The sequence below is a fragment of the Pseudomonas sp. LH21 genome, assembly GCF_036549575.1.
GTDB lineage: Bacteria > Pseudomonadota > Gammaproteobacteria > Pseudomonadales > Pseudomonadaceae > Aquipseudomonas > Aquipseudomonas peradeniyensis.
On record NZ_CP144367.1, the window covers coordinates 3,160,965 to 3,174,068 of the forward strand.

16 protein-coding genes are annotated in these 13,104 nt (G+C 66.8%); 6 read left to right on the forward strand and 10 right to left on the reverse strand.

The window, feature by feature from the left end; translation table 11 throughout:
• Positions 1–3 precede the first annotated feature (3 nt).
• From VUG52_RS14275 to VUG52_RS14295, 5 genes are all read right to left on the reverse strand, one after another.
• A complete protein-coding gene (locus VUG52_RS14275; protein ID WP_050705439.1) occupies positions 4–1,512 on the reverse strand; it encodes an MDR family MFS transporter in 1,509 nt (502 codons plus the stop codon).
• Positions 1,502–2,638, reverse strand: a complete 1,137-nt coding sequence (locus tag VUG52_RS14280) for an HlyD family secretion protein (RefSeq protein WP_050705438.1) — start codon at positions 2,636–2,638, stop codon at positions 1,502–1,504. The genes VUG52_RS14275 and VUG52_RS14280 overlap by 11 nt, the downstream gene beginning before the upstream one ends.
• Before the next feature lie 259 nt (positions 2,639–2,897).
• Complete coding sequence (locus tag VUG52_RS14285) at positions 2,898–3,770, reverse strand: alpha/beta fold hydrolase (protein ID WP_050705437.1); 873 nt, start codon at positions 3,768–3,770, stop codon at positions 2,898–2,900.
• Between the two features lie 18 nt (positions 3,771–3,788).
• Positions 3,789–4,409 (reverse strand): LysE family translocator, encoded by a 621-nt coding sequence (locus VUG52_RS14290; protein ID WP_050705436.1) that lies wholly within the window; start codon positions 4,407–4,409, stop codon positions 3,789–3,791.
• Positions 4,410–4,871: 462 nt separating this feature from the next.
• On the reverse strand, positions 4,872–5,303 hold the full coding sequence (locus VUG52_RS14295; protein ID WP_050705435.1) for a general secretion pathway protein GspC: 432 nt from the start codon (positions 5,301–5,303) through the stop codon (positions 4,872–4,874).
• Positions 5,304–5,418: 115 nt separating this feature from the next.
• On the opposite strand from VUG52_RS14295, the gene gspH reads away from it, so the two are divergent.
• Positions 5,419–5,853, forward strand: coding sequence for a type II secretion system minor pseudopilin GspH (gspH, locus tag VUG52_RS14300; protein ID WP_050705434.1), 435 nt, complete (start codon positions 5,419–5,421; stop codon positions 5,851–5,853).
• Positions 5,850–6,443, forward strand: a complete 594-nt coding sequence (locus tag VUG52_RS14305; protein WP_050705433.1) for a PulJ/GspJ family protein — start codon at positions 5,850–5,852, stop codon at positions 6,441–6,443. The genes gspH and VUG52_RS14305 overlap by 4 nt, the downstream gene beginning before the upstream one ends.
• On the opposite strand, the gene VUG52_RS14310 is transcribed toward VUG52_RS14305, so the two are convergent.
• From VUG52_RS14310 to VUG52_RS14320, 3 genes are read right to left on the reverse strand one after another with little or no spacing between them, the layout of a single operon-like run.
• Entirely contained in the window at positions 6,436–7,338 is a 903-nt protein-coding gene (locus VUG52_RS14310; RefSeq protein ID WP_050705432.1) for a FecR family protein, read from the reverse strand. The two genes, VUG52_RS14305 and VUG52_RS14310, sit on opposite strands and share 8 nt — an antisense overlap.
• A gap of 29 nt (positions 7,339–7,367) precedes the next feature.
• Positions 7,368–7,910 (reverse strand): RNA polymerase sigma factor, encoded by a 543-nt coding sequence (locus tag VUG52_RS14315; protein WP_050705431.1) that lies wholly within the window; start codon positions 7,908–7,910, stop codon positions 7,368–7,370.
• Positions 7,907–8,551 (reverse strand): STN domain-containing protein, encoded by a 645-nt coding sequence (locus tag VUG52_RS14320; RefSeq protein WP_256205984.1) that lies wholly within the window; start codon positions 8,549–8,551, stop codon positions 7,907–7,909. Before VUG52_RS14320 ends, VUG52_RS14315 begins: the two co-directional genes overlap by 4 nt.
• Positions 8,552–8,711: 160 nt before the next feature.
• Between VUG52_RS14320 and VUG52_RS14325 the strand changes: the two genes are divergently transcribed.
• Positions 8,712–9,026: a hypothetical protein gene (locus VUG52_RS14325; RefSeq protein ID WP_050705430.1), complete on the forward strand. Its 315-nt coding sequence runs from the start codon at positions 8,712–8,714 to the stop codon at positions 9,024–9,026.
• A gap of 158 nt (positions 9,027–9,184) precedes the next feature.
• On the opposite strand, the gene cobF is transcribed toward VUG52_RS14325, so the two are convergent.
• Both cobF and VUG52_RS14335 read right to left on the reverse strand, forming a co-directional pair.
• A complete protein-coding gene (cobF, locus tag VUG52_RS14330) occupies positions 9,185–9,934 on the reverse strand; it encodes a precorrin-6A synthase (deacetylating) (RefSeq protein ID WP_050705429.1) in 750 nt (249 codons plus the stop codon).
• Between the two features lie 64 nt (positions 9,935–9,998).
• On the reverse strand, positions 9,999–11,288 hold the full coding sequence (locus tag VUG52_RS14335) for an OprD family porin (RefSeq protein WP_050705428.1): 1,290 nt from the start codon (positions 11,286–11,288) through the stop codon (positions 9,999–10,001).
• A 346-nt stretch (positions 11,289–11,634) separates the two neighbouring features.
• On the opposite strand from VUG52_RS14335, the gene VUG52_RS14340 reads away from it, so the two are divergent.
• The 3 genes from VUG52_RS14340 to VUG52_RS14350 all read left to right on the forward strand — a co-directional run bounded on the left by VUG52_RS14340 (position 11,635) and on the right by VUG52_RS14350 (position 13,064).
• Complete coding sequence (locus tag VUG52_RS14340) at positions 11,635–11,991, forward strand: histone-like nucleoid-structuring protein, MvaT/MvaU family (RefSeq protein WP_050705427.1); 357 nt, start codon at positions 11,635–11,637, stop codon at positions 11,989–11,991.
• Positions 11,992–12,197: 206 nt separating this feature from the next.
• Complete coding sequence (gene gloA / locus VUG52_RS14345) at positions 12,198–12,725, forward strand: lactoylglutathione lyase (RefSeq protein ID WP_050705426.1); 528 nt, start codon at positions 12,198–12,200, stop codon at positions 12,723–12,725.
• A gap of 93 nt (positions 12,726–12,818) precedes the next feature.
• Positions 12,819–13,064: a hypothetical protein gene (locus tag VUG52_RS14350; RefSeq protein WP_050705425.1), complete on the forward strand. Its 246-nt coding sequence runs from the start codon at positions 12,819–12,821 to the stop codon at positions 13,062–13,064.
• Positions 13,065–13,104: the final 40 nt, after the last annotated feature.

The window sequence follows — 13,104 nt, forward strand, 5'->3', positions numbered from 1 at the left end:
TCGCTAGCGACTGCGCAGCAGCAGGGACGCCAGCGCACAACCGAGCAACGCCACGCACGACAGGTAGAACGCATCCGAATAAGCCATCAGGTAAGCCTGCTCGCGCACGCTCTGGTCGATCAACGCCAAGGTCTGCATCACCTGCGGCGACTGCGGGTCGACCATGCCGCCAGGCAGGCGCTGCTGCAGCCCGCCGTCGAACAGCGTCAGCCCTTCGCCGACCCGCACCGAATGAAAGCGCTCGCGCTGCGACACCAGTTGCGTGAGCAGCGCCGTGCCCAGCGCGCCGCCTAGGTTGCGCAGCATCGAGATCAGCGCCGAGGCCGAGCCGGCCTGGGCCTTGTCCAGGCCCTTCACCGCCAGCACCGACAGCGCCACCATGATCAGCGGCTGGCCAATGCCGCGCACCACGGTCGAGGGGATGATCACGTTGCTGCCCGCGTCCACCGTCAGCGTCGAGCCCAGCCAGCAGCCCAGGGCCATGATGGCGAAGCCGCTGGCCACCAGCAGCTTGGCGTTGAGCCAGCGCATCAGCCGGGGCAGCAACGGCGCCAGCAGCAACTGGACCAGGCCGTAGGCGATCAGGCTCTTGCCGATCTCGCTGGCGCTGTAGCCCTGCACCAGCGACAGGTAGTTGGGAACCAGGAACACCAGGCCGAAAGTGGCCGCGCCGAACACCGCCATGGCCAGGCTCGACACGCCGAAGTTGTAGCTGCCCAGCAGCCGCAGGTTGATGAACGGCCGCGTGCCCCACAGCTGGCGCTGGATGAACAGCGCCAGGGCGATCACCGCGACGAGGCTGAAACCGACGATGAAGCGCGACTCGAACCAGTCCTTGCGCCCGCCCTCCTCCAGCACCACCTGCAACGCCCCCAGCCCCAGCGCCATGGCGACGATGCCCAGCCAGTCAGCCTGGCGCAGGGCACTGCGATCACCGGCCTGGCCCTTGATCGACCAGGCCACCGCCGCCAGCAGGGCCACGCCCGGCGGCAGCTGCAGCAGGAAGATCCAGCGCCAGGAGTACATGTCGGTGAGCCAGCCGCCGATCGACGGCCCGGCGGCCTGGGCCACGCTGTTGGACAGGCTGAACAATGCCATGCCCAGCGCCAGGCGGCTGGCCGGCAGCTCGGTGATGATCAGCTGCATCGACAGCGGGATCAGCACCGCGCCGGAGGCGCCCTGGATCACCCGCAGACTGATCATCGCCTCCAGGCTGCCGGCCATGGCGCAGCTCACCGAGCTGACCAGGAACACCGCCGAGCCCACCAGCATCACCCGGCGCAGGGAGAACACCTGCACCAGCCAGGCCGTCAGCGGGATCATGCTGATCTCGGCCACCAGGTAGGCGGTGGAGATCCACGAGCCCTCCTCGAAGCTGGCCCCCAGCGCGCCCTCGATCTCGGGCAGGGCGGCGCTGGTGACATGCACGTTCATGCCGGCCATGAAGCAGCCGAACAGGCCGCCGATCACCGCCACCCAGGCGCGCAGCGAGACTTTGTCCTCAGCGCTCATGGCGGGCCTGCCGGGTGTCGACGGTGGCGATCACCGACATGCCGGGCAGCAGCCGTGGGCTGTCGTCGCCCTCCGGGTCGAGGTGGATGCGTACCGGAAAGCGCTGGACGATCTTGGTGAAGTTGCCAGTGGCGTTGTCCGGCGGCAGCAGCGCGAACACCGCGCCGGAGCCTGGGGAGACGCTGTCTACCGTGCCGCGCCAGTGCTGGCCGAAGGTGTCGACCTCAAGGGTCACCGGCTGGCCGGGGCGCATCTGCGCCAGCTGGGTTTCCTTGAAGTTGGCCACCACGTACGCCTGCGCCACCGGTACCAGCGCCAGCAGCGGCAGGCCGGGGGTGACGTACTGCTGCTGGCGCACCTTGCGCTGGCCGATCACGCCGTCGAACGGCGCGCGGATCTCGGTGTCGGCCAGGGCGCTGCGGGCCAGGTCGGCCTCGGCGCGGGCCTGGTCGAGGTCAGCCTGGCGCTGCAGCAGCTCGGCTTCCAGTTGCTTGCCCTGCTGCTCCAGCATCGCCTTGCGCGCATGCTGGCGGGCCAGTTCGGCGTCGGCGGCGCGCTGCATGGCCTGGGCCTGGATACGGGTGGCGCGGGCCTGCTCCATGCGCTGCACGCTGGCCGCCTGCCATTGTGCCAGGTGCTGGTAGCGCTGCCAGTCGGCCTCGGCCCGCTGCGCCTCGCCGCGGCTGCCACCGCGTTCGGCGTCGGCGCGGGCGATGGCGTGGGCCTGCTCGTCCTGCTCGGCGGCGAAGGCGCGCAGACGCATGCGTTGCACCTGCAGCGCCGCCTCGCTCACCGCCAGTTGCGCCTCGGCCTTGCGCAGGCGGTCGCGAAAGTCGCGTTCGTCCAGGCGCACCAGCAGGTCGCCGGCCTTGACCGTGGCGTTGTCCGCCACCGCCACCTCGGCCACGTAGCCACTGACCCGGGCACTGATCGGTGCCCAGTCAGCGCGCACGTAGGCGTCGTCGGTTTGCTCCAGGAAACGACCATCCAGCCACCAGTAGCCGCCATAGGCCGCCGCCAGCAGCCCCAGTCCCCCGGCCAGGCCGAAGCGCAGCAGGCGCTGGCGGCGCCGGGCGCGGGTTTGCTCGAAGGTGTGCTGGGGATCTGGGCTGACCGCCTGGTTCATGCTGGGCTCCATCCGATGGGGGGAGCGCCAGGGTACGGAATCTGAGATTGTCGTTCGCTCGCGAATCGGCAAGCAATCGTCGCGAAATGGACAGCAAATCAGTGAGTAGAGAACCTGTAGGAGCGGCCTTGTGCCGCGAAAGGGCTGCAAAGCAGCCCCGGCGATCTTTGCGCTTACGCTGAAATCCGGGGGCCGCTATGCGGCCCTTTCGCGGCACAAGGCCGCTCCTACAGGGGGTTGCGTCCGCTGTGGGAGACTTTCAATCCTGTAGGAACGCCAGCACCTGCTCCGCGGCCACCTGCGGATCTTCCTGCATGAAGCAGTGCCCACCCGCCACCTGCCGCGCACTCACCTGGGCGTTGAGCCCCGCCAGGCGCTGTACCGAGTGCGGCACGAACGGATAGGTCTGCTCGCCGTACAGGATCCGCGTCGGCGTCTGGATACGGCCCAGCTGCTGCCACATACGCTCGGGGAACGAACTGAAGATCTCCACCTCACGGCTGGGCCGGCACTTGAGTACCACGCCTTCGCCGCAATCGCCGATGGCGTGCTCCACATAGGCCTGCAAGGCGGCGTCGGTCCAGCCCTTGAAGATCCCCCGCCCTTGCAGCGAGGCCTGCGCCGCCTCGCGATCAGGCCAGTGACTGCGGCGGGTGGCGGCCTTGCGCGCCAGGGCGTGGCGACGGTGCAGGCCGACCATGGCGGCGGCGCCCATTACCCCGATCATGCGCCGGCTGAACAGTACCGGGTCGAGCAGCACGGCGCGTTGGAACAACTGCGGCTCGCTGGCCAGGATCAGGCCGGTGAGCACGCCGCCGAAACTGTGGCCCAAGGCGTAACGCGGGACATCGCCATACTCGCCACGCCCGGCCTCGAACGCCTCCACCGCCAGCGCCGCGCTGCGGTTCCAACCGCAAAAGGCGCCGCCGTGGTCACTGTCGCCATGGCCTTGCACATCGCTCAGCCACAGGTCGAAGTGTTCGCCCAGGCGCATGAGCATCGGTTGGTAGACCAGGCTGCAGAAGCCGTTGCCATGCAGAAAGTGCAGCAGCGGCCTGCCACTGGCGGGGGTTCGCCATCCGCGCAGGGTAAAGCCTTCCGCGCATTCATGGGACCAGGGAATCAACTCCATCGACGGCACTCATCGGCTCTAGGAAAACGCCGATTCTACAAACAGCAGCGGATACAGTGAAATCACCAGCAGCACGGCCATCAGGACATTGAACAGCACCACCGCGCGCGGGTTGCGCAGCAAGTTGCGCAAGGCGCTGCCGAACATCACCCAGATACCGACGCTGGGCAGGTTCACCAGGGCAAAAACGGTGGCGATGACAATCACGTTGAACACGTAGCCCTGGGCCGGCGTATAGGTGGTGATCGCCCCGATCGCCATTACCCAGGCCTTCGGGTTGACCCACTGGAATGCCGCGGCGCCCCAGAACCCGAGCGGCTTGCGACTGCCGACGGTATCGCCAGACATCGGTCCGGAGGTGGCGATCTTCCAGGCCAGGTACAGCAGGTACGCCGCGCCCGCGTAGCGCAGGATGCTGTACAGCGGTGGCCAGGCCTTGAACACCTCGCCCAGCCCGAGGCCCACCGCCAGCACCATCACCATGAAGCCGACACTGATGCCCAGGGCGTGGGGAATGCTGCGACGCACGCCGAAGTTGACCCCCGAGGCCAGCAGCATGGTGTTGTTCGGACCGGGGGTGATGGAAGAAACGAAGGCGAACAGGACGAACGCACTGAGCAGATCGAGCGAGGCAAGCATGGCGGCGGTTTCCGGCTTTTCTGATTATCGAAAGGCCACAGTAGCGGAGGGTTGAATGGAATGACCGGTACAGTTAGGTGAAATTGAGTGGATACACATTTCTGAGCTGGTTGTATGGCCTCCGGGTGCATGCCTTCAGGCTTGCATCGTCCTTGAGATCGAGCGCCGCCCGCGCGGCGCATCGCGGCACAAGGCCGCTCCCACATCTGTTTCGGGCCAATTTTTCCTGTGCCATTACCTGGTCCGCCCTGTTGGTACGACGCGGTTTCAGCGTGGTCGCTACCGCCGCTCCACATGACTGAAGACATGCACCAAGGCGGGCAACCATGGCGTAACAGGTTCGGCACGTTGCAACAAATGTGGGAGCGGCGGTGCGCCGATGCGACTTGACCCGCGATGCGCCGCGCGGGCGGCGCTCGATCTCATAGGCGCTGCAAATCTTCCGACAAACCACCAGTTCTATTAATTGCGAGGCGCCTCGCCCCAGAACGACGCCTGCGCCAATACCGGTACCTCGACGCGGCTGCGCTGGCCGCCGCGCTCGATCACCAGGCCGCGGCCTTCGATGGCCACCAGGTGCACGCCACGGGCCAGTTCCTCGCCGCTGCGCACGGCACGCGCCGGGCCACCGTCGATGCTGACGATGGCCACCGCGCCCTGGCTGCCGGCCATCACCCCGCTGACCTGGATCTGCACCTGCAACGGCAGGTCGGCGAACCAACGCCCGGCCGGCGCTTCGCTGGGCGCCAGGGCTTCGGCGGGCTGCTGCGATACCACGTCCAGCGAGGGCTGCAGCAACAGGCTGGTCCAGGTCACCAGGCCGGCGATCAGGGCCAGCAACCCCAGCCCCTGCAACAACGGGCCGAGGGACAGGTTGAGACGGGCAATACGCATGGTCACGCGCTCCTTGTGTGCCTGCGTCCGAGCATACCGACCTAATCTCACGGTTTTGTTTCACACGGCGATCATCTTGCGCGGGCAAGCTGTCGGGCAGGACAAGGAGCACCCCGTGAACGGACAACGTGGTTTCACCCTGATCGAACTGATGGTGGTGCTGGTGATCGTCGGTATCGCCAGCGCCGCTATCAGCCTGAACATCCGCCCCGACCCAGGCAAGCACCTGCGTGCCGACGCCGAACGCCTGGCGCGCCTGCTGGAATTGGCGCAGAGCGAGGCCCAGGCCGACGGCCAGCCGCTGCGCTGGCAAAACGATCGCGACGGTTACCGATTCGTGCGCGCCGATGGCCAGCTACTCGCCGAGGGCCCGCTCAAGCCGCGCCGCTGGCAGGCCGAGGCGGTCAAGGTTCAGCGCGAACCCCGAGGCGCGGTGTGGCTCGATGGCGAATGGATCAGCGCGCCGCTGACCCTGCGCCTGCGCAGCGGCGCGCTGCGGGTGGAACTGGCGCGCAACGCCGCCGGCCAGGTGCGGGTGAGCCAGCCATGAATCGGCAAACAGGCTTCACCCTGATCGAAGTGATGATCGCCATCCTGCTGATGGCGGTGGTCAGCCTGATCGCCTGGCGCGGGCTGGACAGCGTCAGCCGCGCCGGCCGGCATGTGCGTGAGGCCAGCGAGGACCAACAGGCGATCCTGCGGGTGTTCCAGCAGCTGGAACGCGACCTGGCCCTGCGCGCCACCGTCGAACTGGTCGAACCACCCCTGCCCGGCCGCGAACCGCCGGGCAAGCCATTGCTGCCTGCAGTGCGCGCGCGTGCCGATCGCCTTGAGCTGGTGCGCTCCGGCGCCGTCGCCGGCAGCGGCCTGCAACGGGTGCGTTGGTACGTGCGTGGCGGCACCCTGTACCGCACCGCCGCGCCGCTGCGCGAGCGCTTTCCGCTGCCCGCGCCCAAGGCTGCGGTGGCCGTGCTGGACAACGTCAGTGCCTTCGAGCTGCGCAGCTGGCAGGCCAAGGGCGGCTGGCGCTCACCGGCCAGCGAAGCCGACGACAACCCAGCCGGTCTCGAAGTACGCCTGAACCGCCGTGGCCCCCAGGGCGAGGAGCGTTACCGCCAGGTGCTGGGCCCGTTCAACTGACCAGCACCACGCCGCCCGGCAGCTCCAGGCAGCGTGCGCCATAGGCGACACGGATCAGTTCGGCGGCCTGGCGCAACTGGTCGAAACTGAACCGCGCCTGCACCCGCCGGCGCCCCAGCGTGGGGTTGAGCAGCACCAACCGGCCGGGGCGGTAGCGGTTGATCTCGTCGATCACCCGGGCCAACGGCGCGTCGCGGAACACCAGCATGCGCTCACGCCAGGCCATCACCTGGCCCGGGTCGAACGACTCCGGCATCCCGATGCCTTGCGCGCCATAGCGCAGTTGGCGCCCCGCCGGGAGCACCTCGACCCGGCCCTGGACGGCCACGCGCAACTCACCGCCCAGGCAGGTGACGCAGACCCCCTCATCGTCCTCGCGCACGTTGAACCGGGCCTGCTCGGTGCTGATCACCCCATCCTGCGCTCGCACCTGCAAGGGCTGGCCGGCCTGCACCTCGATCTCGCCGGCCAGCAGGGCGATCCCCTCGGGCTCGCGGCTGACCCGGGTGCGCACGTTCAGCTCAAGCTCGATCCCGGGCGCCAGCGCTACCCGTTGCTGCTCGCCGATATCGGTGGCAAACGCCGGTGCCGGCGCCATGGCCTCTTCGAGCAGTCCGCCACGCCAGGCCAGCAGCGCCACCGATGCCGCCAGCGCGCCGCCCAGCAACGCCCGGCGACCGAGCAGCGGCGCGCCCTGCCCGGCCTGTCGTGCCGCGGGCCCGAGCAGGTGCCAGAGCTGGCGTGCCTGGGCAAACGCCTCGGCATGCGCCGGGCTGCGCGCGCACCACTGGCGCAGGGCCCGGGCATCGGCCTGGGTGGCCTGGCCGGACGTCAGCCGTAGCAGCCAGTCCTGGGCCTGGCGCTGCAAGTCGGAATCGGGCGGAATCTGGGACATGGGGCTCACATGAAGAGGTCGACTATCGTTCAAGACGGTTTTCCCGCGCCGGGACCGAACCGCTGAAACACTTTTCGGTCCAGGCGCATCGCGCAATGCCCCAGCGCCGCCTTGAGTTCCTTCTCCACCGTGCGCGTGGAGATGCCGAAGCGCTGGGAGATTTCCAGGTGCGAGGCCTCCTCCAGGCGGGCGGCAATAAAGATCCGCCGACGCCGGGCCGGCAGCTCGTAGAGGGCACCCAACAGGTTCTGGATCTCGCGCTGGCCGCCGACGATGCGCGCCGGGTCCTGGTCTTCGGCCACCTGCAGCAGCGCCTCGACCTCGGCGCCAGTGAGCAGCCGGGCGTCGGCCTCGCGGCGGTCGGCGGCGACGTTCAGGGCCATGCGGTACAGGTAGGCGCCGGGGCGCTGCAGGTCGTGCGTCGCGTCCATGCGGTCGACCCGTAGGTAGGTTTCCTGCAGCACGTCATTGGCCAGGTCGTCAGAACCGAGCCGACGCCTCAGGCGTACCCTGAAGGCGTCGTAGGAGGTCAGAAACAGCTTGACCAGCGCACTGTCCCGAGGTTTGTTCATGCCGCCGCAGCTCCTTGCGAAAGTGGGCAATCCATAGGTTCCGGACGCAGCAGCAGGGTCAGCGGCTGCGCCAGGGATGTCGGCGGCGCCTGTTCCAGACGCACCGTGCGCAGGCGCTCGACCAGCGCGGCGTCGCGGGCGAAATCGCCGGTCGAGGCCAACAGGCGGCTCTGCACCAGCTGACCACCGGCGTCGATCCATACCTGCAAGGCCGCCCGGTAAGCGCCTGGGCGGGTCAATGGCGAAGCGCACAGCGCGCGCTCGACCGCGTGTTGCAACGCCAGCGCATAACTGCCCGATGACGGGCCGCCGTTGCGCCCACGCTCGGCCGCTGCGCGCAGGCGCAGCGGTTGCAGGGTGAAGCCGCCGCCACTGTAGTGCGCCTGCAAGCCGGTGCCCTGCAACAGTCGCTGCAGGCCTTCACGTGCAGGGTAACGACCCAGGACCTGGCTGGAGCGCTGGCCGGCGAGCAACGCCTGGTCGACCAGCACCGCCAGGCCGCTCTGCCGACCGAAGCTGTCCAGCGCCCGGTCCAGCGCCTGGGCCGGGATATCCAGCGTCAGCAATGGCTGGCCACGCAGCCCGGGGGCCGTCACCAACCAGGCCAGCATCAGCGCGCCGACCACAAGCAATGCACGCACAGCTGTCCGGGCCTCCTTGCTGGCCGCCGTCGCCGGGGAAACGTCATCCTGGGGCCTGTGTATGACGCTGTGGTGACAGCCTGCGGCAACCAAAGCTTCACCCCGATTGCGACCTGCAGGCGCTAGACTGCGGCGAAGAACGACTGCCCGGAGACTCGCCATGGCCCGCCTGCCCCTGACCGCCCTGCCCCTGCTGCTGGCCTGCGGCCTGCCGGCGTTCGCCGAACCGCCCAAGGACGGCCAGGGTTGCATCGACGTGCAGGTCGGGCAGTCGCGTGCGCTGGCCTATGACTGCCTGACCCAGCAGTTGCAAGGCAGTGATCCGCGCGCGGCCAAGGGGCTGCGCGAACAGCTGGATCCGGCGCGGCAGATGCAGCGCAGGGCGCCGAACCAGATGGGGCTGGCGACGCCGGCGGCGACTTCGACACGCATGGGTAACAGTTTTGGCAGCTCGGTGGTGCCGCAGCGGCCTTGATGGGGTTGGCGATGGATCGGCAGCGCTCTTGAGATCGAGCGCCGCCCGCGCGGCGCATCGCGGCACAAGGCCGCTCCTACATCTGTTTCGGGCCAATCAATCCTGTACCAATGCCTGGTCTGCCTTGTTGGCCCGACGAAATTACAGCATGGGCACCACTACCCCTCCCTGCGCAACAAATAGGTATCCATGATCCACCCCTTGCGCCGCCGCACCTCCTCGCGCAGCTGCACGATACGCGCCTTCACCGCCAACAACGGCCCGCTGACCAGCAGCTCGTCCGGCGTGCCCAGGTAGGCCCCCCAATAGATCACCAGTTGCGGGTCGTCCAGGGCGGCAAAGGCGCACTGGCCGTCGAGCATCACCAGCACATTGTCGATCCGCGCCTGTTCGCCCAGGCGTCGGCCCGGCAGCACGGTCAGCGGCTCGCCGATGCGGTTGAGGGGAATCTGGTGGCGGGCGGACAGGGCCTGGATGCTGCTGATGCCGGGGATCACCTGCAAGGCCAGCGCCACGCCTCGTTCGCGTACCAGGTCGAGAATGCGCAAAGTGCTGTCGTACAGCCCGGGCTCGCCCCAGAGCAGGAAGGCGCCGACGTCGTCGGCCCCCAGTTCGTCCTCGATCAGGCGGACGTACAACGCGGCGCGCTGGACGTGCCAGTCCTGCACCGCGCCGACATAATCCGGCGCCTGGCCATCCCGGCGCGGGTCCGCGACCTGCACCAGGCGGTAGCCGCCCTCGGGCCGATAGCGCTCGAGGATGGCCCGGCGCAGGCGCACCAGTTCATCCTTGTCGCTGCCCTTGTCGAGGACAAAGAACACCGTGGCGCGGCGCAGGGCCTCCACCGCCTCATAGGTGACCTGACGTGGATCGCCCGGCCCGATGCCGATCAGTAGAAGCTGTTTCATCGCCTGCCCTGCCTGGTTGCCAGTGGTCATTGTCGACCGACCACCGGCCCTTTCGCAAAGCGGCTCAGAAGATCGAGAAGTTGTAGCTGACGATGACCCGGGTCTCGTCCATGTCACGCGCCCACTTCTCGTAGTTGCTGCGGTAGGTGGAGTTGCGCAGGCGCACGCTGACGTCCTTGAAGGTGCCGGACTGCACCTGGTACTTCAGCTCGCTGTCGCGTTCCCATTCCTTGCCCTCGGCATTGCTGCCCGGGACCTTGACGTTGTCGCCGTTGATGTAGCGGGTGAAGAAGGTCAGGCCGGGCACGCCCAGGGCCTTGAAGTCATAGTCGTAGCGCACCTGCCAGGAGCGCTCCTGGGCGGCGGCGAAGTCGTTGACCTGGGCGTAGTTGACCAGGTACGGGTTGCTGCCATCGAGGTACGGCATGGCGCTGTCGCCGTACATGCGCTGCCAGCCGGCGCTGAGCTTGTGGCCCCCGAGGCTGTAGCCGAGCATGCCGCTGAAGGCGCGGTGGTCGATGTGCCCGGCGCGGGCGTTGCCGATATCGTCGCTCTTGATCAGCCGCAGGTCGGCCGACAGCGTGCCGACCTCCAGGGGCTGGCTGGCGACCAGGCCGAGGAAGTGCTGGCGATAGATGTTCTCGAGCTTGGAGACCTGGTACTGGGCACTGACCCGCTCGTTGAAGCGGTAGTCGACACCGGCCAGGTCGAAGTGGTCGGCCTCGATGTCGCAGGCGTAGCGCTTGTTCTTGCAATGCACGCGGATGTCCTGGCGGTCGGTGGAATCCCGCGCGGTGTACTGGTTCAGGCGCGCCAGGGTGAACTTGAGGTCGCGCACTTCCTCGGAGGTCAGCCAGGCACCGTGGAACATGGTCGGCAGCAGGCGGCCGTCGTTGTACTTGAGCAGCGGCACATCCGGCATCATCGACCCGTACTTGAGCACGGTGTTGGACACTTTCACCTTGCCGGCGACGCCCATCTTGGCGTACTGGTCGGCGGAGTGGCGCGGGTCGTGGCCGGAAGACGGCAACAGACCGCTATTGCTGTCGGCGGGGCTGGAGTCGAGTTTGAAACCGACCATGCCCAAGGCATCCACACCAAAGCCGACCGGCCCCTGGGTATAACCGGACTGGACATTGAGAATAAAGCCCTGCGCCCACTCTTCGCGTTTCGACGCGCCCTGTTTGGAACTGCTGTGGCCGTCACGAAAGTCCCGGTTGAAATAGACATTGCGTGCTTCGACCTTGGCACTGCTGTCTTCAAGAAAACCGGCGGCCTGGGCGTTGACACCGGCACACAGGAAGAACAGGCCGGCAACTCGGCGCCCAGGGGCGATGGGAAAAGGGGCAAACATGCGAGGGAACATCCAAAAGAAAGGCGAAAAACCATCCGGGCAGTCATCTGCACCGGCACTACGCGATGAACGAATACATTTCGACCATCATCCATAATTTTGCGCCAAGGGCTCTAGCATGAGCCATGGGACCATGGTCTAAAGCCTCTGGCCGGGTCGGTTCGAATAACGCGTGAAAAACCGGCAAAGTTCCCCACTAATTGATTGAAAGTTTGCTGTTTACCCACTCGCAAGCGACTACTACACTCTCGCTTAGCGAACAGCTTTACCCATCCACGTGGCCGGCGTTCAGTCTGGTTTCATGTTCGTCACGTCCCGCCACGACAGACTTACAGGAGTGATGACAGTGTCCAGACTTGCAGAGTTTCGTGCTGCCGAAAAAGCGCTCAAGGAACAGATGGCACAACTGGAAGCGCTGAAAAAGGATGCCGGCCTTAAACGCGAAATCGAATTCGAGCAGAAACTAGTCGGCCTGATGAAAAGCTATGACAAGAACCTGCGCGACATCATCGCCATCCTCGATCCGAAGGCCGTGAGCCGCGCCCCGGCGCCGATCAAGCAGCAGCGTCGCCCCCGAGTGGTGAAGGTCTACCAGAACCCGCATACCGGCGAGCGGATCGAAACCAAGGGCGGCAACCACCGGGGGCTGAAAGCCTGGAAGGAACAGTACGGAGCGCAGACGGTGGAAAGTTGGGTGCGCTGATGAAACCTCGACACCTGCTTCACACTTTTTTCACATGCGCAGGCCCACTATCGAACCAGCTAAAGGACTAGCGACCCCATCACGCGCCCGCACATGCGGGCCTCTAATTCCGGCGCCCCGCACTCGTGCGGGGCGCTTTCATTTGCGCTGGCGAGGGACTCCCGTATCATGGTCCGCCTGTTTTAGGCCCTGATTCAGGAGTACCCATGAGCCTGCACGATCTGCAAACCCTGCCCGGCGTCACCGCCCAGCCGGACACCGCCACCGCCAACTTCGTGTTCAACCACACCATGCTGCGGGTAAAGGACATCGAAAAGTCCCTGGATTTCTACACCCGCGTGCTGGGCTTCAGCCTGGTGGACAAGCGCGACTTCCCGGAAGCGGCCTTCAGCCTGTACTTCCTGGCCTTGGTCGACCAGAAGGCCATCCCGGTGGACGACGCCGAGCGCCACCAGTGGATGAAGTCGATCCCCGGCGTGCTCGAGCTGACCCACAACCACGGCACCGAGAACGACACTGAGTTCGCCTACCACAATGGCAACACAGACCCGCGCGGCTTCGGTCACATCTGCATCTCGGTACCGGACGTGGTCACCGCCTGCACCCGCTTCGAAGCCCTGGGCGTGCCGTTCCAGAAGCGCCTGAGCGATGGCCGCATGAAGCACCTGGCCTTCGTCAAGGACCCGGACGGCTACTGGGTCGAGATCATCCAGCCGACCGAACTCAAGGCCTGATCGTCGGTCGCGCTCGTCGGGCCGGGAACTCCCGGCCCCTCGCTGTGGTATCAAGAAGGAACGCCTGTTCCCAGCCACAGCGAGGTAAGGACGATGCAAACCCTTCACTGTGAATACCGCGACCACACCATCACCGCCAGCGTGATGCCCCACCCCGACTCGCCCCTGCCCTATGCGGCCGGCTGCGTGATCACCGATCCCGCGGGCCACAGCAGCCGGCGGATCTCGATGCCGATGAAGTTCTTCGCCGACCTGGACAATGCCCAGCATGTATCCCTGGCCCATGGCCGGGCGCTGGTTGACCAGCAGCTGGACGAGGCTGACCGGCGGGTGTTCTGAACGGAGGCGTTCTCGCACTCCCAGAAAAAATCGAAACTTT

What these genes read in the sequence shown, in the direction of transcription:
- VUG52_RS14285 (WP_050705437.1), bottom strand. Translation starts at nt 3,770, where the DNA reads ATGGAGTTGATTCCCTGGTCCCATGAATGCGCGGAAGGCTTTACCCTG.
- VUG52_RS14335 (WP_050705428.1), bottom strand. Translation starts at nt 11,288, where the DNA reads ATGTTTGCCCCTTTTCCCATCGCCCCTGGGCGCCGAGTTGCCGGCCTG.
- VUG52_RS14295 (WP_050705435.1), bottom strand. Translation starts at nt 5,303, where the DNA reads ATGCGTATTGCCCGTCTCAACCTGTCCCTCGGCCCGTTGTTGCAGGGG.
- VUG52_RS14280 (WP_050705438.1), bottom strand. Translation starts at nt 2,638, where the DNA reads ATGAACCAGGCGGTCAGCCCAGATCCCCAGCACACCTTCGAGCAAACC.
- VUG52_RS14305 (WP_050705433.1), top strand. Translation starts at nt 5,850, where the DNA reads ATGAATCGGCAAACAGGCTTCACCCTGATCGAAGTGATGATCGCCATC.
- VUG52_RS14350 (WP_050705425.1), top strand. Translation starts at nt 12,819, where the DNA reads ATGCAAACCCTTCACTGTGAATACCGCGACCACACCATCACCGCCAGC.
- gloA (WP_050705426.1), top strand. Translation starts at nt 12,198, where the DNA reads ATGAGCCTGCACGATCTGCAAACCCTGCCCGGCGTCACCGCCCAGCCG.
- cobF (WP_050705429.1), bottom strand. Translation starts at nt 9,934, where the DNA reads ATGAAACAGCTTCTACTGATCGGCATCGGGCCGGGCGATCCACGTCAG.
- VUG52_RS14275 (WP_050705439.1), bottom strand. Translation starts at nt 1,512, where the DNA reads ATGAGCGCTGAGGACAAAGTCTCGCTGCGCGCCTGGGTGGCGGTGATC.
- VUG52_RS14315 (WP_050705431.1), bottom strand. Translation starts at nt 7,910, where the DNA reads ATGAACAAACCTCGGGACAGTGCGCTGGTCAAGCTGTTTCTGACCTCC.
- VUG52_RS14310 (WP_050705432.1), bottom strand. Translation starts at nt 7,338, where the DNA reads ATGTCCCAGATTCCGCCCGATTCCGACTTGCAGCGCCAGGCCCAGGAC.
- VUG52_RS14290 (WP_050705436.1), bottom strand. Translation starts at nt 4,409, where the DNA reads ATGCTTGCCTCGCTCGATCTGCTCAGTGCGTTCGTCCTGTTCGCCTTC.
- VUG52_RS14325 (WP_050705430.1), top strand. Translation starts at nt 8,712, where the DNA reads ATGGCCCGCCTGCCCCTGACCGCCCTGCCCCTGCTGCTGGCCTGCGGC.